General features: G+C 73.5%; 2 protein-coding genes. Both read left to right on the top strand.

The genetic code is table 11. From position 1 onward, the window contains the following. Positions 1-270: 270 nt before the first annotated feature. Positions 271-8,565, top strand: a complete 8,295-nt coding sequence (locus STRVI_RS56250; RefSeq protein WP_353477065.1) for a type I polyketide synthase — start codon at positions 271-273, stop codon at positions 8,563-8,565. Beyond that, the gene (locus STRVI_RS37565; protein ID WP_014060791.1) at positions 8,562-24,971 is read left to right on the top strand and encodes a type I polyketide synthase; all 16,410 of its coding nucleotides are present in this window, start codon (positions 8,562-8,564) and stop codon (positions 24,969-24,971) included. Before STRVI_RS56250 ends, STRVI_RS37565 begins: the two co-directional genes overlap by 4 nt. Positions 24,972-24,980: the final 9 nt, after the last annotated feature.

Raw genomic sequence — 24,980 nt, 5'->3', positions numbered from 1 at the left:
CCACCTCTGAACCCCCTCCACCTCCGAAAAAATTGAATACTGGGCGCATTATTTGCTCGAGATCCTTGTCGCCACCGGAATTCTCATGCACTCTGGTGAATTAAGCGTGGCCATTGCCCGCTGCCCCCCGGATACGGGACCCCAAAGGGATGATAGGGGTCCATAGGGGGTTTGAAGGGGTTTCTAGCCGCCCTGCCCTGTGTAAAGCTGACGTACGGTCTTGGTGTTATGTCTGCGAGGGTAATGGGGCGCGCGATGGTGAGTGAGTCCGTGGATTTCACGCCCGAGCACACCGAAATGGGGGGCACGAGCCCCGAAGGAGCGTCCCCGTGGCGGGACCGGCTCGCCGGGATCCCCGAGGCCGAGCGCGCCGAGGCCCTCACCGCCTGGGTCGGCGAGATCGTCGAGCAGGCCCTCAAGGACAAGGCCCCGGACCTCCTCGACCCCGAGCGCCCCTTCCTCGACCTGGGCTTCGACTCCCTCGCCACGGTCGATCTGCACGCCCGGCTGACCGCCGCCACCGGACTGCGACTGCCGGTAACCCTCGCCTTCGACCACCCCACCCCCGCCGACCTCGCCCGCCATGTGCGCGCCGAACTGCTCGGTGAGAACGACGGCTCCGACGCGTCCGCTGCCGACGCCACAATGGGCCCGATCGCCGCCGACGAGCCCATCGCCATTGTCGGAATGAGCTGTCGATTCCCCGGTTCGGTCGGCTCTCCCGAAGAACTGTGGGAAATCGTCGCGGGCGGAAAAGACGTCATCTCCGAATTCCCGGTGACCCGGGGCTGGGATCTCGCCGGGCTTTACGACCCCGACCCGGACAAGGCAGGCAGCAGCTATACCCGCGAAGGCGGATTCCTGCACGACGCCGATGAGTTCGATCCGGCGTTCTTCGGCATTTCGCCGCGCGAGGCCCTCGCGATGGACCCGCAGCAGCGGCTGCTGATGGAGACCTCCTGGGAGGTCTTCGAACGCGCCGGTATCGACCCCGCGACCCTCCGGGGCGGCCGGGCCGGTGTGTTCGTCGGCGCCGAGACCCAGGACTACGGCCCCCGGCTGCACGAGGCCGAGCAGGGCTTCGAGGGCTATCTGGTCACCGGCAACGCCGCCAGCGTCGCCTCCGGCCGGATCGCCTACACCTTCGGCTTCGAAGGCCCCACCGTCACCGTCGACACCGCGTGCTCCTCCTCCCTGGTCGCGCTCCACCTGGCCGTCCAGGCGCTGCGCGCGGGCGAGTGCACCATGGCGCTCGCCGGTGGCGCGGCCGTCATGGCCAACCCCGGCTCGTTCATCGCCTTCAGCCGCCAGCGCGGCCTCGCCGCCGACGGACGCTGCAAGCCGTTCGCCGCCGCCGCCGACGGCACCGCCTGGGGCGAGGGCGTCGGCATGCTGCTCGTCGAACGGCTCTCGGACGCCCGGAGATGCGGCCACCGGGTCCTCGCCGTCGTCCGCGGCACCGCCATCAACCAGGACGGCGCCAGCAACGGCCTCACCGCCCCGAGCGGCCCCGCCCAGCAGCGCGTCATCCGCCAAGCCCTCGCCAACGCCGGACTGTCCTCCGGTGAGGTCGACGCGGTGGAGGCCCACGGCACCGGTACGACGCTGGGCGACCCCATCGAGGCCCAGGCGCTGCTCGCCACCTACGGCCAGGAGCGCGCGGCGGACCGGCCATTGTGGCTCGGCTCGCTCAAGTCCAACATCGGCCACACCCAGTCCGCGGCCGGGGTCGGCGGCATCATCAAGATGGTCATGGCGATACGCCACGGCGTCCTGCCGCGCAGCCTGCACATCGACGAGCCGACCCCGCATGTCGACTGGACCGCCGGTGACATCGAGCTGCTGACCGAGGCGCGGCCGTGGCCGGAGAGCGACCGCCCGCGCCGCGCGGCCGTCTCCTCGTTCGGCATGAGCGGCACCAACGCCCACGCCATCATCGAACAGCCCCCGGCCGACGGCGAGGATCGGAACGAAGCCGAGGACTCCGACGGCGAGGGCTCCGCGGAACCCGCCGTACTGCCCTGGACCCTGTCCGCGAAGACCACCGACGCCCTCCGTGGCCAGGCCGAGCGGCTGCACACGCTGCTGGAGGCCGACCCCGGGCTCGCCCTCACCGACATCGGCCACTCCCTGGCCACCACCCGCGCCACCTTCGAACAGCGCGCCGTGCTCCTCGCCGGCGACCGCGACGGCTTCCTCGCCGCCCTGCGCACCCTCGCCGAGGACGGCGACGCACCGACCGTCGTACGCGGCGCCCCCGCCGCCGGAAAGCTCGCCCTGCTCTTCACCGGACAGGGCAGCCAGCGCCTCGACATGGGCCGCGAGCTCTACGACGCCTACCCCGTCTTCGCCGAAGCCCTCGACGACGCCTGCTGGTACCTCGAGGAACAGCTCGAACACCCGCTGCTCGACGTGCTCTTCGCCGAGGAGGGCAGCCCCGAGGCCGCCCTCCTCGACCGCACCGACTACACCCAGCCCGCCCTGTTCGCGGTTGAGGTGGCGCTGTTCCGGTTGGTCGAGTCCTGGGGACTGCGCCCCGACCTGCTCGCCGGACACTCCATCGGCGAACTCGCCGCCGCCCATGCGGCGGGTGTGCTGTCCCTGGAGGACGCCGCCGCGCTGGTGGCGGCCCGTGGCCGGTTGATGCAGGAGCTTCCGGCCGGTGGCGCGATGATCGCGGTGCAGGCGTCGGAGGACGAGGTGCTGCCGCTGCTCGCCGGACGCGAGGACCGGATCGGTATCGCCGCCGTCAACGGCCCCCACTCCGTCGTCGTCTCGGGAGATGAGGACGCGGCGCTGGAGATCGCGGCGTCCTTCGAGGAGCGGGGCCGTAAGACGAAGCGGCTCACTGTGAGCCACGCGTTCCACTCCCCGCTCATGGACGGCATGCTCGCCGAATTCCGGCGCGTCGCCCAGGTGCTGGACTACGCACCGCCGCGCATCCCCGTGGTCTCCACCGTCACCGGGCGCGTCGCCACCGCCGAGGAGCTGTGCTCGCCCGAGTACTGGGTGCGCCATGTCCGCGAGGCCGTCCGCTTCCTGGACGGTGTGCGGACACTGGCCGACAAGGGCGCCACCACCTTCCTGGAACTCGGCCCCGACGCCGTGCTCACCGCCATGGCGCAGGACTGTCTGCCCGACGCCGACGCCGACGCCGACGGCACCGCGTACGCCGCCACGCTGCGCGGCGGGCGCCCGGAGGCCGAAACCCTGACGGCGGCCGTGGCACTGGCGTACGTCCGGGGCAAGAAGGCGGACTGGGCCGCCCCGTACGCCACCACCGGCGCCCGCACGATCGACCTGCCCACCTACGCCTTCCAGCGCCAGCGGTACTGGCTCAACGCCCCGGCCCCGGCCCTGACTCTGGCCGGGTCGGCGGAGGCTGCCGCGTCGGGCTCGGCCGTCGATGGGCGGTTCTGGGATGTGGTGGAGCGCGGGGATGTGGCCGCGTTGGCTGCGGAGTTGGCGGTGGATCCGGGGGTTTCGCTGGGTGAGGTGCTGCCTGCGTTGTCGTCGTGGCGGCGGCAGGAGTCGGTGCGTTCGGCGGTGGATGGTTGGCGTTACCGGGTGTCGTGGAAGCCGGTGACGGAGCGGTCGGCGGCCGGGGTTTTGGGTGGCTGCTGGGTGGTTGTGGTTCCGGTGGATGGGGCCGGGGGTGTGTGGGCCACGGGTGTGGTGCGGATGCTGGCCGGGCGTGGTGTGGATGTGCGCGTGGTCGAGTCGGACGCGGCGGACCGGGCCGGGATCGCGGATGAGCTGCGTGCGGCGGTGGGCGACGCCTCGGTGACGGGTGTGGTGTCGCTTCTGGCGGTGGGCGACGCCTCGGTGACGGATGTGCTGCGGACGGCTGCGTTGGTGCAGGCGTTGGGTGATGCGGGTGTGGGTGCGCCGCTGTGGGTGGCGACGCGGGGTGCGGTGTCGGTGGGGCGTTCGGACGGTGTGGTGAGTCCGGGTCAGGCCCTGGTGTGGGGGCTTGGTCGGGTGGCGGCGTTGGAGCTGCCGGAGCGGTGGGGTGGTCTGGTCGACCTGCCGGAGTCGGTGGATGAGCGGGTGCTGGGGCGGTTGGCGGGTGTGCTGGCCGGGGTCGGTGGCGAGGATCAGGTCGCGGTGCGTGGCTCAGGTGTCTTCGGACGCCGGCTGGTGCGGGCGGCCTCGTCGGGGTCGGCAACGGGTTCGGCCTCCGAGGGCTCGTGGTCGCCGGGCGCCGGTTCGGTGCTGGTGACCGGCGGTACGGGCGCGTTGGGTGCGTATCTGGCTCGCTGGTTGGTGGAGAACGGTGCCGAGCATGTGGTGCTCACCAGCCGCCGGGGGCTCGATGCCCCGGGCGCGGTGGAGCTGCGGGATGAGCTGGCCGCGTCGGGTGCTCGGGTGACCGTTGCCGCCTGCGATGTGGCGGACCGGGACGCGCTCGCGGAGCTGCTGGCCGGGCTTCCGGAGGAGCTTCCGCTGACCGCCGTCGTCCATGCGGCCGGTGTGCTCGACGACGGCGTACTGGACTCGCTCACGCCTGAGCGGTTCGCCTCGGTGCTCCGGGCGAAGGCCGACGCCGCCCGCCATCTGGACGAGCTGACGCGCGACCTGGACCTCACGGCGTTCGTACTCTTCTCCTCGATCACCGGGTCGGTGGGTGCCGCAGGGCAGGGCAACTACGCGGCGGCCAACGCCTACTTGGACGCGCTGGCGGAGCTGCGCCGGGCCGAGGGCCTGCCCGCCACCTCGATCGCCTGGGGCCCGTGGGCCGGCTCCGGCATGGCCGGTGACGACGCCATGGAGCGGCGGATGCGCCGCGAGGGCATGCCGCCGATGGCGCCCGAATCCGCAGTTGCCGCCCTGCGGCAGGCGCTGGACGTCGATGACACCGCCGTGACGGTCGCGGACATCGACTGGGAGAACTTCACCCGCACCCTCACCGCCGTACGGCCGAGCCCGCTGATCGCCGAGCTGGCGGCGGCGGAGGCCGGGCCGCGCGCCGCGACCGGCGCCGAGTCCGGAAAGGTCGTCACCGACGCCGACTCCGCCACCCCGCTCGGCGAGCGGCTGAGCGGCCTTCCCAAGGGCGAACAGGACCGTGCGCTGCTGGAGTTGGTGCGTACGCAGGTGGCGTCGGTGCTGGGACACGGTGGGGCCGAGGCGGTCGAGGCCGGGCGCGCGTTCAAGGAGCTGGGCTTCGACTCGCTGGCCGCGATCGAGCTGCGCAACCGGCTGAACGCGGCGACGGGCCTGCGGCTGGCCGCCACGCTCATCTACGACTACCCGAACGCCACCGCTCTCGCCGACCATCTCCGCACGGAGCTGGTGGGCGCGGATGCTGCGGTGAGTGGCGGTGTGGTTGCGCCTGCGGTCGCGGTGGCCGATGATCCGATCGCGATCGTGGCGATGAGCTGCCGTTTCCCGGGTGGGGTGCGGTCGCCGGAGGAGCTGTGGGAGCTGCTGACGGCGGGCGGGGACGCCATCGCGGAGTTCCCGTCGGACCGTGGCTGGGATCTGGCGGGGCTGTACGACCCGGACCCGGATCGTCAGGGGACGTCGTACACGCGTGAGGGCGGTTTCCTCTACGACGCCGGGGACTTCGACGCCTCGTTCTTCGGGATCTCGCCGCGTGAGGCCCTTGCCATGGATCCGCAGCAGCGGTTGCTGCTGGAGACGTCGTGGGAGGCATTCGAGCGCGCGGGCATCGACCCGGCCACGCTGCGCGGCAGCCGTACCGGTGTCTTCGCGGGCACCAACGGACAGGACTACGCCGACCTCGTCTCCACCCCGCCCGAGGGCCTGGAGGGCCATCTGGGCACGGGCAATGCGGCGAGCGTGGTGTCGGGGCGGGTGGCGTACACCTTCGGTCTCGAGGGTCCGGCGGTGACGGTGGACACCGCGTGTTCGTCGTCGCTGGTGGCCCTGCACATGGCCGTTCAGGCGCTGCGCGGCGGCGAGTGCACGATGGCGCTCGCGGGTGGCGTCACGGTGATGTCCACGCCGGAGGCGTTCGTCGACTTCAGCCGTCAGCGCGGGCTGGCGGAGGACGGCCGGATCAAGGCGTTCGCGGCCGGTGCGGACGGCACCGGCTGGGGCGAGGGTGTCGGCATGCTGCTGGTCGAGCGGCTGTCGGACGCGGAGAAGAACGGTCACCCGGTGCTGGCGGTCGTGCGGGGCAGCGCGATCAACCAGGACGGTGCGTCGAACGGCCTGACGGCGCCCAACGGCCCGTCGCAGCAGCGCGTCATCCGGCAGGCGCTGGCCGGTGCGGGGCTGTCGGCCGGTGATGTGGACGTGGTCGAGGCGCACGGTACGGGTACGACGCTGGGTGACCCGATCGAGGCGCAGGCGCTGCTGGCCACGTACGGCCAGGACCGGGATGGGGAGCGGCCGTTGTGGCTGGGGTCCATCAAGTCCAACATCGGTCATACGCAGGCGGCGGCGGGTGTCGCGGGCATCATCAAGATGGTGTTGGCGATGCGGCATGGTGTGTTGCCGCAGACGTTGCATGTGGATGGGCCGTCGCCGCATGTGGACTGGTCGGCGGGTGCGGTCTCGCTGCTGACGGAGCAGGTGGAGTGGCCGGAGACCGGCCGCCCGCGCCGTGCGGGTGTGTCGTCCTTCGGGCTCAGTGGCACCAACGCGCACACCATCATCGAGCAGGCCCCGGCCCCGGCCCTTCCGGCCGCCCCGGCCGAGGAGCCCGCGCCGCGTGATCTGCCCGCGCTGCCGTGGCTGCTGTCCGCGAAGGACGGCCAGGCGCTGCACGCCCAGGCCGCACAGCTCGCCACCCACCTCCGCACCCACCCCGAACTGAGCGCGACCGACCTCGCCTTCTCGCTCGCCACCAGCCGCACCGCGCTGGAACAGCGCGCGGCGCTCATCACCACTGACCGTGAGACGTTCCTCGCGGGCCTGGACGCGGTGGCGCGTGGCGAGTCCGCCTCGGGGGTGGTCGAGGGGGCGGTGGCCGGTGGCAAGGTGGCGTTCCTGTTCACGGGGCAGGGGAGCCAGCGGCTGGAGATGGGGCGTGAGCTCTATGACGCCTATCCGGTGTTCGCGGATGCGTTGGATGAGGTGTGTGCGCATCTGGAGCTGTATCTGGAGCGGCCGCTGCGGGATGTGCTGTTCGGGGATGATGCCGAGGCGCTGGATCAGACGGGATTCACTCAGCCCGCCTTGTTCGCGGTTGAGGTGGCGTTGTTCCGGCTGGTCGAGGCGTGGGGGCTGACGCCGGACTTCCTCTCCGGGCATTCGATCGGTGAGTTGGCCGCGGTGCATGTGGCGGGTGTGTTGTCGCTCGCGGACGCGGCGCAGTTGGTGGCGGCTCGTGGGCGGTTGATGCAGGAGCTGCCCGCCGGTGGCGCGATGATCGCCGTCCAGGCGTCGGAGGACGAGGTCACGCCGCTGCTCAACGAGCGGGTGTCGATCGCCGCGCTCAACGGGCCGACGTCGGTCGTGATCGCGGGTGACGAGGATGCGGCGCTGGAGATCGCGGCGTCGTTCGAGGCGCAGGGTCGGAAGACCAAGCGGCTCACGGTCAGCCATGCGTTCCACTCGCCGCGTATGGACGGGATGCTGGAGGCGTTCCGTGAGGTGGCCGAGGGGCTGACGTACGAGGCCCCGCGCATCCCGATCGTCTCCAACCTCACCGGCGCCATCGTCTCCGCCGAGGAGATCACCAGCCCCGATTTCTGGGTGCGCCATGTCCGCGAGGCCGTTCGTTTCCTCGATGGTGTGCGGACGTTGGAAGCGGAGGGTGTGACGACCTTCGTCGAGCTCGGCCCCGATGGCGTTCTCTCCGCGATGGCGCAGGAGTGCGTGACCGGCGACGAGGCCGCCTTCGCCGCCGCGCTGCGGAAGGGGCGTGCGGAGGCCGAGTCGGTGACCGCCGCCCTCGCCCTGCTGCACGTCCGGGGCCAGTCCCTGGACTGGGGCGGCTACTTCGAGGGCACCGGGGCCCGGCGGGTCGAGCTGCCGACGTACGCCTTCCAGCGCACCCGGTACTGGTGGGAGGAGACCCCGGCGGCGGAGGCTGCCGCGTCGGGCTCGGCCGTCGATGGGCGGTTCTGGGATGTGGTGGAGCGCGGGGATGTGGCCGCGTTGGCTGCGGAGTTGGCGGTGGATCCGGGGGTTTCGCTGGGTGAGGTGCTGCCTGCGTTGTCGTCGTGGCGGCGGCAGGAGTCGGTGCGTTCGGCGGTGGATGGTTGGCGTTACCGGGTGTCGTGGAAGCCGGTGACGGAGCGGTCGGCGGCCGGGGTTTTGGGTGGCTGCTGGGTGGTTGTGGTTCCGGTGGATGGGGCCGGGGTGTGTGGGCCACGGGTGTGGTGCGGATGCTGGCCGGGCGTGGTGTGGATGTGCGCGTGGTCGAGTCGGCTGCGGTGGACCGGGCCGGGATCGCGGAGGAGCTGCGTGCGGCCGTCGTGGGCGGTTCGGTGGCGGGGGTGTTCTCCCTGCTGGCGACGGTCGACGATGAGACGGGTCTGCTGCGGACGGCTGCGTTGGTGCAGGCGTTGGGTGATGCGGGTGTGGGTGCGCCGCTGTGGGTGGCGACGCGGGGTGCGGTGTCGGTGGGGCGTTCGGATGGTGCCGTGAGCCCGCGTCAGGCGCTGGTGTGGGGTCTGGGCCGGGTGGCGGCGCTGGAGCTGCCCGAGCGGTGGGGTGGTCTGGTCGACCTTCCCGGGACGGCCGACGAGCGTGCGCTCGGACGGTTGGCGGGTGTGCTGGCCGGGGCCGGTGGCGAGGATCAGGTCGCGGTGCGTGGCTCGGGCGTCTTCGGACGCCGGCTGACGGAGGCTTCCGGGATCCGGACGTCGGACGACGAGGGCTGGCGGCCCTCGGGTTCGGTGCTGGTGACCGGCGGTACGGGCGCGTTGGGTGCGTATCTGGCTCGCTGGTTGGTGGAGAACGGTGCCGAGCATGTGGTGCTCACCAGCCGCCGGGGGCTCGATGCCCCGGGCGCGGTGGAGCTGCGGGATGAGCTGGCCGCGTCGGGTGCTCGGGTGACCGTTGCCGCCTGCGATGTGGCGGACCGGGACGCGCTCGGGGAGCTGCTGGCGTCCATACCGGCCGAGTTCCCGCTGACCGCCGTCGTGCACGCGGCCGGTGTGCTGGACGACGGCCTTGTGGACACGCTGGACGCCGAGCGCCTGGAGCGCGTGGTGCGCGCCAAGGCCACCTCCGCGCGGAACCTCCATGAACTGACGCGCGACCTGCCCCTCTCGGCCTTCGTGCTCTTCTCCTCGTTCGCCGGGTCGGTGGGTGCCGCCGGGCAGGGCAACTACGCTGCGGCCAACGCCTACTTGGACGCGCTGGCGGAGCTGCGCCGCGCCGAGGGCCTGCCCGCCACCTCGATCGCCTGGGGCCCGTGGGCCGAGGGCGGGATGGCCGCCGACGAGGCGCTGGAGCGGCGGATGCGCCGCGACGGTGTGCCGCCCATGGCGCCCGAGTCGGCGCTCACCGCGCTGCGGCAGGCGCTGGACCTCGATGACACCGCCGTGACGGTCGCGGACATCGACTGGGACCGGTTCCTGGCCGAGTTCACCGCCGTACGGCCGAGCGCGCTGTTCGGCGAGGTGCGGGCCGCACGTCCGGCGCCGGCCGCCGAGGGCTCGCCGCGCGTGGCCGCCACCGCCGGGACCGGCACACTGGCGGAGCGGCTGTCCGGTCTGACGGACAACGAGCGCGCACAGACGCTGCTGGAGCTGGTGCGTACGCAGGTCGCGTCGGTGCTGGGGCACGGCGGGGCCGAGGCGGTCGAGGCCGGACGCGCCTTCAAGGAGCTGGGCTTCGACTCGCTCACCGCCGTCGAACTCCGCAACCGGCTGAACGCGGCGACGGGCCTGCGGCTGGCCGCCACGCTCATCTATGACTACCCGAACGCCACCGCCCTCGCGGACCATCTGCGCACGGAGCTGCTGGGCGCGGATGCTGCGGTGACCGGTGGCGTGGCCGCGCCGACGGTCGCAGTGGCCGACGATCCGATCGCGATCGTGGCGATGAGCTGCCGTTTCCCGGGTGGGGTGCGGTCGCCGGAAGAGCTGTGGCAGTTGCTGACGGCGGGTGGGGACGCCATCGCGGAGTTCCCGTCGGACCGTGGCTGGGATCTGGCGGGGCTGTACGACCCGGACCCGGACCGTCCGGGCACGTCGTACGCACGCGAGGGCGGTTTCCTCTACGACGTCGCCGACTTCGACGCCTCGTTCTTCGGGATCTCGCCGCGTGAGGCGCTCGCCATGGATCCGCAGCAGCGGTTGCTGCTGGAGACGTCGTGGGAGGCGTTCGAGCGCGCGGGCATCGACCCGGGCGCGCTGCGCGGTCAGCAGATCGGTGTCTTCGCCGGGACCAACGGCCAGGACTATCTGTCACTGCTGATGCAGGCGCCCGAGGGCCTGGAGGGCCATCTGGGCACGGGCAACGCGGCGAGCGTGGTGTCCGGCCGGGTGGCGTACACCTTCGGTCTGGAGGGCCCGGCCGTCACGGTCGACACGGCCTGCTCGTCGTCGCTGGTCGCGCTGCATCTGGCGGTGCAGGCGCTGCGGCAGGGCGAGTGCACGATGGCGCTCGCGGGCGGCGTCACGGTGATGTCCACCCCCGAGAACTTCATCGACTTCAGCCGTCAGCGCGGACTGGCCGCCGACGGCCGCATCAAGGCGTTCGCGGCCGGGGCCGATGGCACCGGCTGGGGCGAGGGCGCGGGCATGCTGCTCGTGGAGCGGCTGTCGGATGCCCGGCGCAACGGCCACCCGGTGCTGGCGGTCGTGCGGGGCTCCGCGATCAACCAGGACGGTGCGTCGAACGGTCTGACGGCGCCGAACGGTCCGTCCCAGCAGCGCGTCATCCGGCAGGCGCTGACCAGCGCCGGGCTGACGACCGGTGATGTGGACGTCGTCGAGGCGCACGGCACGGGTACGACGCTGGGTGACCCGATCGAGGCGCAGGCGCTGTTGGCCACGTACGGCCAGCAGCGGGACGCGGAGCGGCCGTTGTGGCTCGGCTCCATCAAGTCCAACATCGGTCATACGCAGGCCGCCGCCGGTGTCGCGGGCATCATCAAGATGGTGCTGGCGATGCGGCATGGGGTGCTCCCGCAGACGTTGCATGTGGATGAGCCGTCGCCGCATGTGGACTGGTCGGCGGGTGCGGTCTCGCTGCTGACGGAGCGGGTGGAGTGGCCGGAGACCGGCCGTCCGCGCCGCGCCGGTATCTCCTCGTTCGGCATCAGTGGCACCAACGCGCACACCATCATCGAGCAGGCCCCGGCCCCGGCCCCGGCCCCGGCTCTTCCGGCCGCCCCGGCCCAGGCGCCCGAGCGGGATGGCCTCGGCGGCTTCCTGCCGTTCGTCCTGTCGGCCAAGAATGCCGAAGCGCTGCGGGAGCAGGCCGCGCGGCTGCACGCCCACCTCGCGTCGCGGCCGGAGTCGGCGCCGCTCGACGTCGCCCACGCCCTGGCCATCGGCCGCGCCGCCCTGGAGCGGCGTGCGGTGCTGACCGCCGGCGACCGGGACGAGCTGCTGCGGTCGCTCGACGCGGTGGCGCGTGGCGAGTCCGCCCCGTCCGTGGTCGAGGGGGCGGTTGCCGAGGGCAAGGTGGCGTTCCTGTTCACGGGGCAGGGCAGCCAGCGGCTCGGCATGGGCCGTGAGCTGTACGACGCCTATCCGGTGTTCGCGGATGCGTTGGATGAGGTGTGTGCGCATCTGGAGCTGTATCTGGAGCGGCCGCTTCGGGATGTGCTCTTCGGGGATGACGCGGCCGTACTGGACCAGACCGGGTTCACCCAGCCTGCGTTGTTCGCGGTTGAGGTGGCGTTGTTCCGGCTGGTCGAGGCGTGGGGGCTGACGCCGGACTTCCTCTCCGGGCATTCGATCGGTGAGCTGGCCGCCGCGCATGTGGCGGGTGTGTTGTCGCTTGCCGATGCGGCGCAGTTGGTGGCGGCGCGTGGGCAGTTGATGCAGGAGCTTCCGGCCGGTGGCGCGATGGTCGCAGTGCAGGCGTCGGAGGATGAGGTCACACCGCTGCTCAACGAGCGCGTCTCGATTGCCGCGCTCAACGGGCCCACCTCCGTGGTCATCGCGGGTGACGAGGATGCGGCGCTGGAGATCGCGGCGGGCTTCGAGGCCCAGGGGCGCAAGACCAAGCGGCTCACCGTCAGCCACGCCTTCCACTCGCCTCGCATGGACGGCATGTTGGACGCGTTCCGCGAGGTGGCCGAGGGGCTGACGTACGAGACCCCGCGCATCCCGATCGTCTCCAACCTCACCGGCGCCATCGTCTCCGCCGACGAGATCGCGACCCCCGACTTCTGGGTGCGCCACGTCCGCGAAACCGTCCGCTTCCTCGATGGCGTCCGCACGTTGGAAGCCCAGGGTGTGACGACCTTCGTCGAGCTCGGCCCCGATGGCGTTCTCTCCGCGATGGCGCAGGAGTGCGTGACCGGCGACGAGGCCGCCTTCGCCGCCGCGCTGCGCAAGGACCGTCCGGAGGCCGAGGCGCTGCTCTCCGCCGTCGCGCGGGCGCATGTCCGTGGGGTGACGCCGGACTGGGCGGCCGTCTTCGCCGGTGCGGGCGCCGCCCCGGTGGACCCGGCCGAGCTGCCCACCTACGCCTTCCAGCGCCAGCGCTACTGGCCCAGCGCCGCCGCCCTCGCGGCGGGCGACCCGGAGTCGATCGGGCTGGGCGACATCGACCATCCGCTCCTCGGCGCCGCCGTCGCGCTCGCGGACGCCGATGGGCTCCTGCTCACCGGGGTGCTCTCCATCCGTACGCACCCCTGGCTGGCCGACCACGCGGTCATGGACACCGTGCTGCTGCCCGGTACGGCCTTCGTCGAGCTGGCCGGCGCCGCAGGCGCCCAGGTGGGCTGCGAGCGGCTGGACGAACTGACCCTGGAAGCCCCGCTCGTGCTGCCCGAGCACACCGGGGTGCGGGTGCAGCTCGTCGTGGACGGGCCGGACGAGTCCGGCCGCCGTTCCTTCAGCCTGCATTCGCGTCGGCAGGACGCGCTCGGGACCGAGCCGTGGACGCGCCACGCCACCGGTGTGCTCGCACCCGGCGCCCGGATCGCCGAGTCCGGCGAGCCCGATGAGCTGGCCGTATGGCCGCCGCAGGGCGCGACACCGATCGCGGTCGAGGGGCTGTACGAGGAGCTGGCCGGGGCGGGTCTCGGATACGGGCCGGTGTTCCAGGGGCTCAAGGGCGCCTGGCGGCTCGGCGAGAACCTCTACGCCGAGGTGGGCTTCCCCGAGGACGCGCCGCTGACGTCGGGCGCCGAGGCCGAGCGGTTCGGGCTGCACCCGGCCCTGCTGGACGCCGCGCTGCACGTCATCGGCCTCGACAGCGCCGACCGTGAGACGGCCCTGGCCGAGGGCGCGCTGCTGCCGTTCGCGTGGAACGGCGTTCAGCTATATGCGGCCGGGGCCGGTGCGCTCCGGGTGCGGCTGTCCGAGCGGCCGTCGAACGCGGTCTCGCTGCTGGTGGCCGACGGTACGGGCCGTCCGGTGGCCACGGTCGAGTCGGTGGCGCTGCGGGCGGCCTCCGCCGATCAGGTCCGCGCGGCGCGCGGCGGGCTGCACGAGTCGCTGTTCCGGCTGGACTGGACGGCGGTTCCGGCGCCCGCGACGGGCGCGGCCACGGGCGACTGGGCGATGCTCGGCGCGGACGCCGGTCAACTGGCCCTGATGGAAGGCGCGTTCGGGCCCGGGATCCGGATCGCCGCGTATCGCGATCTGTCGGCGCTGCGGACGGCCGTGGCGGCCGGGGCATCCGCGCCCGACACCGTCCTGCTGGCCGGTGCCGGTGCCGGTGCCGGTGTCGGTGCTGGTGTCGGTGCCGGTGTTGGTGACGGCGCGGCGGCCGTGTACGAGGCCACCCAGACCACCCTCGCCCTGCTCCAGGAGTGGCTGGCCGATGAGCGGTTCGCCGCCTCGCGGCTGGTGCTGCTGACCCGGGGCGCGGTGGAGACCGAGCCGGGGGCGGGCGTGGCGGAGCTGCCGTACGCCGCCGTGCGCGGTCTGTTCCGCTCCGCGCAGTCGGAGAACCCCGGCCGTCTGGTGCTGCTGGACGTGGACGGCGAGGAGGGCTCGTACCGTACGGTGCCCGCCGCGCTCGGCGTGGACGAGGCGGAGCTGGCGCTGCGCGCGGGCGTGGCGCTCGCGCCCCGGCTGGCCCGGGTGCCGGTCACCGAGAACGCCGCTGACACCGACGCGGATACCGCCACCGCCCCGTCGTACGACCCCAACGGCACCGTACTGATCACCGGCGCCACCGGAACCCTCGGCGGCCTCTTCGCCCGCCACCTCGTCTCCGCCCACGGCGTACGGCAGCTTCTGCTGGTCAGCCGCCGTGGCGCCGACGCCGACGGCGCCGAGGAGCTGGCCGCCGATCTCACGGCGGCCGGTGCCACCGTGACCTGGGCGGCCTGCGATGTGGCCGACCGCGAGGCGCTCGCCGCGACCCTGGCCGCCATCCCGGCCGAGTATCCGCTGACCGCCGTGGTGCACACGGCGGGCGTCCTGGACGACGGCATCCTCGGCTCGCTGACGCCCGAGCGGGTGGCGCGGGTGCTGCGTCCCAAGGTGGACGCGGCGCTCAACCTGCACGAGCTGACCCGCGGCCACGAGCTGTCCGCGTTCGTGCTGTTCTCCGGTGCCGCCGCCGTGTTCGGTGCGCCCGGACAGGCGAGCTACGCCGCCGCCAACTCCTTCCTGGAGGCGCTCGCCCAGCACCGCGTGGCCCAGGGGCTTCCGGCCACCGCGCTGGCCTGGGGCCTGTGGGGCGACGCGGGCATGGGCAGCGGTCTTGACGAGGTGGACCGGCGACGCATCGCGCGTGGCGGGGTCGCCCCGATCGCCGCCGACGAGGGGCTCGCGCTCTTCGACGCGGCCCGCGCCGACGGTGCCGCCGTGCTGTTCCCGATGCGGCTCGACTACGCGGGGCTGCGCACCGAGGCCACGGCGACCGGCAGCGTCCCGGCGCTGTTCCGCGGCCTGGTGCGGACCCCGGTCCGGCGGGCCGCCGCCGCGGCCGCCACCGCCGACGGCTCCTCGCTCCCCCAGCGGCTGGCCGGGCTCGCCCGGCCCGAACAGGACCGTGAACTGCTGGAGTTGGTGTGCGGCCGGGTCGCCGCGGTGCTCGGATACGCGGGCCCGGAGGCGGTCGAGACCGGGCGGGCGTTCAAGGAGCTGGGCTTCGACTCGCTCACCGCCGTCGAACTCCGCAACGACCTCAAGACCGTCACCGGGCTGCGGCTCCCGGCCACGCTCGTCTTCGACTACCCGACCCCCACCGCCCTGGCCGGTCATCTGCGCGAGGAGCTGCTGGGCGCCGAGGAGACCACGGCGCCGCTCGTCCCCGTACGGACGGGTGCGGCCCCGGCGGTCGACGACGACCCGATCGTCATCGTCGGCATGAGCTGCCGCTACCCCGGCGGGGTGCGCACCCCCGAGGAGCTGTGGGAGCTCGTCGCCACCGGCGGCGACGGCATCTCCGGCTTCCCCGTGGACCGTGGCTGGGACCTCGACGGTCTGTACCACCCGGACCCCGACCACGCGGGCACCTCGTACACCCGCGAGGGCGGCTTCCTGCACGACGCCGCCGACTTCGACCCGGACTTCTTCGGCATCTCGCCGCGTGAGGCCCTTGCCATGGACCCGCAGCAGCGGCTGCTGCTGGAGACGTCGTGGGAGGCGTTCGAGCGGGCCGGGATCGACCCGGCGACCGTGCGCGGCAGCAAGACCGGTGTGTTCGCGGGCGTCATGTACCACGACTACGTGACCGGGCTCGACGGCATCCCCGACGGTGTCGAGGGCTACATCGGCACCGGCAACGCGGGCTCCATCGCGTCCGGCCGGGTGGCCTACACCTTCGGTCTTGAGGGCCCTGCGGTCACGGTCGACACGGCGTGCTCGTCGTCGCTGGTGGCGCTGCACTGGGCGATCCAGGCGCTGCGCGCGGGCGAGTGCACCATGGCGCTGGCCGGTGGTGTCGCGGTCATGGCCACCCCCGAGACGTTCATCGACTTCAGCCGTCAGCGCGGCCTGGCCACGGACGGCCGGTGCAAGTCCTTCGCGGCGTCGGCGGACGGCACCGGCTGGGGCGAGGGCGCGGGCATGCTGCTCGTGGAGCGGCTGTCGGACGCGCGGCGCAACGGCCACCCGGTGCTGGCGGTCGTGCGGGGCTCCGCGATCAACCAGGACGGTGCGTCGAACGGTCTGACGGCGCCGAACGGCCCGTCCCAGCAGCGCGTCATCCGGCAGGCGCTGGCCGCCGCCGGGCTGTCGGCGGGCGATGTGGACGCGGTCGAGGCGCACGGTACGGGCACGACGCTGGGTGACCCGATCGAGGCGCAGGCGCTGCTGGCCACGTATGGGCAGCAGCGGGACGCGGAGCGGCCGTTGTGGCTCGGCTCCATCAAGTCCAACATCGGTCATACGCAGGCCGCCGCCGGTGTCGCGGGCATCATCAAGATGGTGCTGGCGATGCGCCACGGTGTGCTGCCGCGGACATTGCACGTGGACGCGCCCTCGACCAACGTCGACTGGGAGGACGGCGCGGTCTCGCTGCTGACGGAGCGGGTGGAGTGGCCGGAGACCGGCCGTCCGCGCCGCGCCGGTGTGTCGTCGTTCGGCATCAGTGGCACCAACGCGCACACCATCATCGAGCAGCCGCCGGCCGCCGAGGACCACGAGGACGGGGCGGCGCGGCCCTCCGCCGTTCCGCCGGTGCTGCCGTGGCCGCTGTCGGCCGTGGGCCGGGACGCGCTGCGCGACCAGGCCCGCCACCTGCGCGACCGGCTGCGCGCCCACTCCACTGACGAGGACGTGGACCTGGCCGCCATCGGCTACACCCTGGCCGCCGGGCGCACCACCTTCGAGGACCGCGCGGTGCTGGTGGCCGACGGCCGCGACGGCTTCCTGCGCGCCCTGGAGGCACTGGCCTCCGGCGAACCGGCCACGGGCCTGGTGCAGGGCTCGCCGGTGGCCGGGAAGCTGGCCTTCCTGTTCACCGGGCAGGGCAGCCAGCGGCTGGGGATGGGGCGTGAGCTGTACGACGCCTATCCGGTGTTCGCGCAGGCGCTGGACGAGGTGTGCGCTCACCTGGACGCGCATCTCGAACGGCCGCTGCGGGATGTGCTGTTCGGGGACGACGCCACGACTCTGGACCGGACCGGATTCACCCAGCCCGCGCTGTTCGCGGTCGAGGTGGCGTTGTTCCGGCTGGTGGAGGCGTGGGGGCTGCGGCCCGACTTCCTCTCCGGGCATTCGATCGGTGAGCTGGCCGCCGCGCATGTGGCGGGGGTGCTCTCGCTCGCGGACGCGGCGAAGCTGGTGGCCGCGCGTGGCCGTCTGATGCAGGAGCTGCCTGCCGGTGGCGCGATGATCGCCGTCCAGGCGTCCGAGGATGAGGTCACACCGCTGCTCAACGAGCGCGTCTCGATTGCCGCGCTCAACGGGCCCACCTCCGTGGTCATCGCGGGTGATGAGGACGCGGCTGTCTCGATCGCGGCGACCTTCGAGGCACAGGGTCGGAAGACCAAGCGGCTCACCGTCAGCCACGCCTTCCACTCGCCGCGCATGGACGGCATGGTGGACGCGTTCCGCGAGGTCGCGGAGGGGTTGACCTACGAGGCCCCCCGCATCCCGATCGTCTCCAACCTCACCGGTGGCGTCGTCTCCGCCGAGGAGATCACGACCCCCGACTTCTGGGTGCGCCACGTGCGCGAGGCGGTCCGTTTCCTCGACGGCGTCCGGACGATGGAAGCCCACGGCGTCACCACTTACCTCGAACTCGGCCCCGACGGCGTCCTGTCCGCCATGGGCCAGGACTGCCTCGCCGAGGGCGACGCGGCGGCGGCCTTCGTCGCCGCCCTGCGCGGTGGCCGCCCCGAGGCCGAGACCGTCAGCTCCGCCCTCGCCGCGCTGCAGGTCCGGGGCGTGGCCCTGGACTGGGAGGCGTTCTACGCCGGAACCGGCGCGCGGCGCGTGGAGTTGCCGACGTACGCCTTCCAGCGGCGGCGCTACTGGCTGGACGTGCGGACCTCCGCCGCCACCCCCGACGCCATGGCTCAGGACACGGTCGACGCCCGCTTCTGGGAGGCCGTCGAGCGCGCGGACCTGGCCTCGCTCGCCGAGACCCTGAACCTCGGCACCGAGGACAACGGCGCGCTGGAGGCCCTGCTGCCCTCGCTGTCGTCGTGGCGGCGGCAGCAATCGAAGCGTTCGACGGTGGACGGCTGGCGCTACCGGGTGTCGTGGAAGCCGGTCACCGACCGCTCCGCGGCGTCCCCGAGCGGCCGTTGGCTCGTGGTGGTACCGGCCGAGGCGGCCAAGGACGCCTGGGTCGCGGGTGCCGTACGGATGCTGAACGAGCGCGGTGCCGACGTACGCCGCATCGAGCTGACCGCCGCCGACGACGACCGCGCCGCGGTGGTCGAACGGCTGGCCGGAGTCATCGGCGACGAGCCCGTGACCGGTGGCGTGCTGTCCCTGCTGGGCCTCGCGGACGGTCTGGCCGCCGCGGACGGTCTGGCCGCCGCGGATGGTCCGGCCGCCGCGGATGGTCCGGCACCCGTGGACGGTCCAGCACCCGCGGATGGTCCGGCCCTCGCGGACGGTCCGGCTTCCGCCGACGGCGACGCGCTGCTGCGGACGGCCGCGCTGACGCAGGCCCTGGGCGACGCGGGTATCGGCGCGCCGCTGTGGGTGGCCACGCGGGGCGCGGTGGCCGTGGGCCGTTCGGACGGAGCGGTCAGCCCGGACGGGGCGCGGCTGTGGGGTCTGGGCCGGGTGGCGGCGCTGGAGCTGCCCGAGCGCTGGGGCGGTCTGGTCGACCTCCCGGCGACGGCCGATGAGCGTGCGCTGGGGCGGCTGGCCGAGGTGCTGGCCGGTGCCGGTGGCGAGGACCAGGTCGCGGTGCGGGCGTCGGGCGTGTTCGGACGTCGGCTCGTACGGGCCACCGCGTCCTCCGGCGACACGTGGACGCCGGGCACCGGTACGACCCTGGTCACCGGCGGTACGGGCGCGCTGGGCGCGCAGGTGGCCCGCTGGCTGGTCGCGGGCGGCGCCGAGCATGTGGTGCTCACCAGCCGCCGCGGCCTGGACGCCCCCGGTGCCGTCGAGCTGCGCGACGAACTCGCCGCCTCGGGCGCCCGGGTGACCGTCGCCGCGTGCGATGTGTCCGACCGGGACGCGCTCGCGCGGCTCCTCGACGGTCTTCCCGCCGAGCTGCCGCTGACCGCCGTGGTGCACACGGCCGGGGTGCTGGACGACGGCGTACTGGACTCGCTCACCCCCGAGCGCTTCACATCCGTACTGCGTGCCAAGGCCGCCGCCGCGGCCCATCTCGACGAGCTGACGCGCGACCGGGAGCTGTCGGCCTTCGTTCTCTTCTCCTCGATCAGCGGCACGTTCGGCGCCGCGGGCCAGGGCAACTACGCCGCCGCCAACGCCTATCTGGACGCGCTGGCCGAGCGGCGCCGCGCCCAGGGCCTGCCCGCCACCTCGATCGCCTGGGGCCCGTGGGCCGAGGGCGGCATGGCCACGGACGGAACGCTGGAGCAGCGCCTGCGCCGGGGCGGACTGCCGCCGATGGACGCCGAGTTGGCGATCGGCGCGCTCCAGCGGGCGCTGGACCTCGATGACACCGTGGTCACCGTCGCGGACATCGCCTGGGACCGGTTCGCACCCGACTTCACCGCCGCACGGCCCAGCCGCCTGTTCGCGGACCTCCCGGAGACCCGCGCGGCGGCGGAGGACACCGCCACCGAGACCGCGGCCGACGGCTCCTCGCTCACCGCCCGGCTGGCCGGGCTGGGCGAGGCGGAGCGCGACCGGCTGCTGCTGGACCTGGTCCGTACGCAGGTGGCCGCGGTGCTCGGACACGACGGCTCGGGGTCCATCGGCGCCGACCGCGCCTTCGGCGAGCTGGGCTTCGACTCGCTGACCGCCGTCGAGCTGCGCAACCGGCTCGGCGCCGCCAGCGGTGTCCAACTGCCCGCGACCCTGGTCTTCGACTACCCGACGGCCGCCGCCCTCGCGGGCTATCTGCGCGGCGAACTCATCGGCGCCGGCACCGACATCGCCACCGCCGGGACCTTTCGGCCTGCGGTCGTGACGGCGCCGGCCGACGACGACCCGATCGCGATCGTCGCGATGAGCTGCCGCTTCCCGGGCGGGGTGCGTACGCCCGAGGAGCTGTGGCAACTGCTCACCGCGGGCGGGGACGCGATCGCCGAGTTCCCGGCCGACCGCGGCTGGGACCTGGACGCGCTCTACGACCCGGACCCCGACCGGCGGGGCACCTTCTACGCACGCGAGGGCGGTTTCCTCTACGACGCGGGCCACTTCGACGCCCCGTTCTTCGGGATCTCGCCCCGTGAGGCGCTCGCCATGGACCCGCAGCAGCGGCTGCTGCTGGAGACGTCGTGGGAGGCGTTCGAGCGCGCGGGCATCGACCCGGCGACGCTGCGCGGCACCTCCGCCGGTGTCTTCGTCGGCTCCAACGGACAGGACTACGACGCCTCGCTGCACACCGTCCCCGAGGAGGTCGAGGGCTACCTGGGCACGGGCAACGCGGCCAGCGTGGTCTCCGGCCGGCTCGCGTACACCTTCGGTCTGGAGGGCCCGGCGGTCACCGTCGACACGGCCTGCTCGTCCTCGCTGGTGGCGCTGCACTGGGCGATCCAGGCGCTGCGCCAGGGCGAGTGCTCGCTCGCGCTCGCGGGCGGTGTGACGGTCATGTCCAGCCCCGGCGCGTACATCGAGTTCAGCCGCCAGCGCGGGCTGGCTCCGGACGGCCGCTGCAAGGCGTTCGCGGCGGGTGCGGACGGCACCGGCTGGGGCGAGGGCGTCGGCATGCTGCTCGTGGAGCGGCTGGGGGACGCCCGGCGCCACGGCCACCCGGTGCTGGCGATCGTCCGTGGCTCGGCCATCAACCAGGACGGCGCCTCCAACGGTCTGACCGCGCCCAACGGCCCCGCCCAGCAGCGCGTCATCCGCCAGGCGCTGGCCGGTGCGGGCCTGTCCGCCGCCGAGGTGGACGCGGTCGAGGCCCACGGCACCGGCACCCGGCTCGGCGACCCGATCGAGGCGCAGGCGCTGCTGGCCACCTACGGCCAGGAGCGGGACGCGGACCGGCCGCTGTGGCTGGGCGCCATCAAGTCCAACATCGGCCACACCCAGGCCGCGGCCGGTGTCGCGGGCATCATCAAGATGGTGCTGGCCATGCGCCACGGTGTGCTGCCGCGCACCCTGCACGTGGACGACCCGTCGCCGCATGTGGACTGGTCGGCGGGCGCGGTGTCGCTGCTCACCGAGCAGGTGGAGTGGCCGGAGACCGGCCGTCCGCGCCGCGCGGGCGTCTCCTCGTTCGGCTTCAGCGGCACCAACGCCCATACGGTCCTGGAGCAGGCCCCCGTCCACGAGGAGCCGGCCGACAGCACACCGCAGAGCCCCCTCGTACGGCCCGATGTGGTGGCCTGGCCGCTGTCGGCCAAGGGCGAGGACGCGCTGCGGGCCCAGGCCGAGCGGCTGCGCGCCCACATCGAGGCCGACACCGGGCTCGGCGCCGTGGACGTGGCGTACTCCCTGGCCACCACCAGGTCCGCCCTGGAGCACCGCGCGGTGGTCCTCGGCCCGGACCGGGACCGGCTGCTCGCGGGCCTCACCGCCCTCACGCGCGGCGAGTCCGCCGCGCAGTTGGTCCGGGGCGTGCCCGCCGAGGGTCGTACGGCCGTGCTCTTCACCGGGCAGGGCAGCCAGCGGCTCGGTATGGGCCGTGAGCTGTACGAGGCCAGCCCCGTCTTCGCGGAGGCGCTGGACGCGGTCTGCGCCGAGCTGGACCGGCATCTCGAACGGCCGCTGTACGACGTGCTGTTCGGGGCCGACAAGGAGTCGCTGGACCGGACCGGCTTCACCCAGCCCGCGCTGTTCGCGATCGAGGTGGCGCTGTTCCGGCTGGCCGAGGCCGCTGGGCTGCGGCCGGACGTCCTGGCCGGGCACTCCATCGGCGAGCTGGCCGCGGCGCATGTGTCCGGGGTGCTGTCGCTGGAGGACGCCGCCACGCTGGTGGCCGCGCGCGGCCGGCTGATGCAGCAACTGCCCGCCCGTGGCGCGATGGTCGCGCTGCAGGCGGCGGAGGACGAGGTCGCGCCGCTGCTGACCGAGCGCGTCGGCATCGCCGCGCTCAACGGGCCGGCCTCGGTGGTCATCGCAGGCGACGAGGACGTGGCGCTGGAGATCGCGGCGTCGTTCGAGACGCGGGGCCGCAAGACCAAGCGGCTCACCGTGAGCCACGCGTTCCACTCCCCGCTGATGGAGGGCATGCTCGCCGACTTCCGCAAGGTCGCCGAGGGGCTGACGTACCGCGCGCCGCGCATCCCGATCGTCTCCACGGTCACCGGGCAGCCGGTCGCCGACGAGCTGGGCATGGCCGCCGACTACTGGGTGCGCCATGTCCGCCACGCCGTCCGCTTCCTCGACGGTGTCCGCGCCCTGGAGGCCCAAGGCGTCACCACCTACGTCGAACTCGGCCCGGACGGGGTGCTGTCCGCCATGGCGCAGGAGTGCGTCACCACCGGAGGCGAAGGCGCCGAAGAGGTGGCCTTCGTGCCCGTGCTGCGTGCCGGGCGCCCCGAGACGGAGACGCTGACCGGCGCCCTCGCCACGCTGCACGTCCGGGGCGCGGCCGTGGACTGGGAGGCGCTGTTCGCCGGGACCGGCGCCCACCGCGTCGAGCTGCCCACGTACGCCTTCCAGCGGCGGCGCTACTGGCTGGACGGCACCCCGCGGCAGACGTCCGGCGAGGCGGCCACGGCCGTCGACACGGCCGGTGCCCGGTTCTGGGAGGCCGTCGAGAGCGACGACCTCGCCTCGCTGTCGGAGGCGGTGGGCATCGACGTGGACCAGCCGCTCAGCGCGCTGCTCCCGGCGCTGTCCGCATGGCGGCGCCGCGAACGCGAGCAGTCCGCGCTCGACGGCCGGCGCTACCGCGTCACCTGGAAGCCGCTGGAGGAGCCGCGGCTCGCCGCCGCCCCCGGCGTCTGGCTGGTCGCCGAACCGGCCGCAGCCGCGGGCCATGCCGACACCGTGCGGCGCGTCGTGGCCGCGCTGGCCGACCGGGGCGCCGACATCCGGCGCGTCGGCATCACCCCGTCCGCAGACGGCGGGGACCTCGACCGGGACGCGCTGGCCGACCGGATCCGCAAGGCGGCGGCAGAGGAGCCCGTGCACGGTGTGCTGTCGCTGCTCGCGCTGGACGAGCGCCCGCACCCCGACCACCCCGCCGTGCCCACCGGGCTGCTGCGCACCGGAGTGCTGGTGCAGGCGCTCGGGGACGCGGGCCTGGACGCCCCGCTGTGGTGCGCCACCACCGGCGCCGTCTCCACCGCCGCCTCGGAACCGACCGGCAGCGCCGCACAGGCGCAGCTCTGGGGCCTGGGCCGGGTGGTCGCGCTGGAGCACCCCGAGCGCTGGGGCGGTCTGATCGACCTGCCCGCGACGCTCGACGAACGGGCCGCCGACCGCCTGGCCGGTGTGCTCGGCGGACACGGCGACGACCACGAGGACCAGTTGGCGATCCGTACGGCCGGAATCCTGGCCCGCCGCCTCGCCCACGCCGAGTCCACCCCGGCCACCGGCGCGCCCTGGCGGCCGCGTGGCACGGTCCTGGTCACCGGCGGCACCGGCGCGCTGGGCGCCCATGTGGCCCGCTGGCTGGCGGAGAACGGCGCCGAGCATCTGGTGCTCACCAGCCGCCGGGGCCCCGACGCCCCCGGCGCCGACGTACTCGCGGCCGAGCTGATCGCGAAGGGCGCCCGGGTGACCGTCGCCGCCTGCGATGTCACCGACCGGGACGCGGTCGCCGGGCTGCTGGCCCGGATCCGCGACGAACACCCGGGGCAGCCGCTCACCGCCGTCGTGCACACGGCGGGCGCCGGGCAGTTCGCACCGCTCGCGGAGACCACCCCGGCCGATGTCGCCGACGTGGTCGCCGCCAAGGTCGCGGGCGCCGCCCATCTGGACGCGCTGCTCGGCGACACCGAGCTGGACGCCTTCGTGCTCTTCTCCTCGATCGCCGGGGTGTGGGGCAGTGGTGGCCAGGGCGCCTACGCGGCCGGAAACGCCTTCCTCGACGCGCTGGCCGAACAGCGCCGGGCCCGCGGGCTCACCGCCACCTCCGTGGCCTGGGGCCCGTGGGCGGACGGCGGACTCGTCGCCGACGACGAGGCGGCCGAGCAACTGCGCCGCCTGGGCCTGCCGGTGATGGCCCCGCAGTCCGCCATCGCCGCCCTCCAGCAGGCGCTGGACCGGAACGAGACCGTGCTGACGGTGGCCGATGTCGACTGGGACCGCTTCGCCCCCACCTTCACGGCGGCCCGCCCCCGCCCGCTCATCGCCGATCTACCCGAGGTCCGCGCCGCCCTGGCACCGGACCCGGCGGAGGGCGCGGACGGCGGCACGGCCGAGGCATCGGCGGAGTCCCTGCGGCAGCGGCTCACCGGGCTCACCGGGTCCGAGGCCGACAAGGTCCTGCTCGACCTCGTCCGTACGGAGGTCGCCGCCGTCCTCGGACACGACGACACCACGGCCGTCCAGGCGGGCCGGGCCTTCAAGGAGCTGGGCTTCGACTCCCTCACCGCCGTCGAACTCCGCAACCGGCTCAATGCGGCCACCGGGCTCCAGCTCACCGCCACCCTGGTCTTCGACCACCCGACGCCCGGCGCGCTCGCCGATGTGCTGCGCGCCGACCTGCTCGGCGAGGACACCACCCCCGAACTTCCGGCCCTCGCCGAAATCGACAAGCTGGAATTCACCCTTTCCCACGTCTCCGACGACGCGACGGAACGCGAACGGGTCACGGCCCGACTCGAAGCGCTGCTGCGGACATGGAACGAGACCGAGAGCGCGGCGGGCGTCGACGGCGGCGAGGACGATGAACTCGCCCTCGACGCCGCCTCCGCCGAAGACATCTTCGACATCATCAACAATGAATTCGGAAGGTCCTGACGTGATGAC

This window comes from Streptomyces violaceusniger Tu 4113, assembly GCF_000147815.2.
Classification (GTDB): Bacteria; Actinomycetota; Actinomycetes; order Streptomycetales; family Streptomycetaceae; genus Streptomyces; species Streptomyces violaceusniger_A.
The sequence above is the reverse complement of the archived record's forward strand: the minus strand, read 5'-3'. Positions and strand labels throughout refer to the sequence as shown.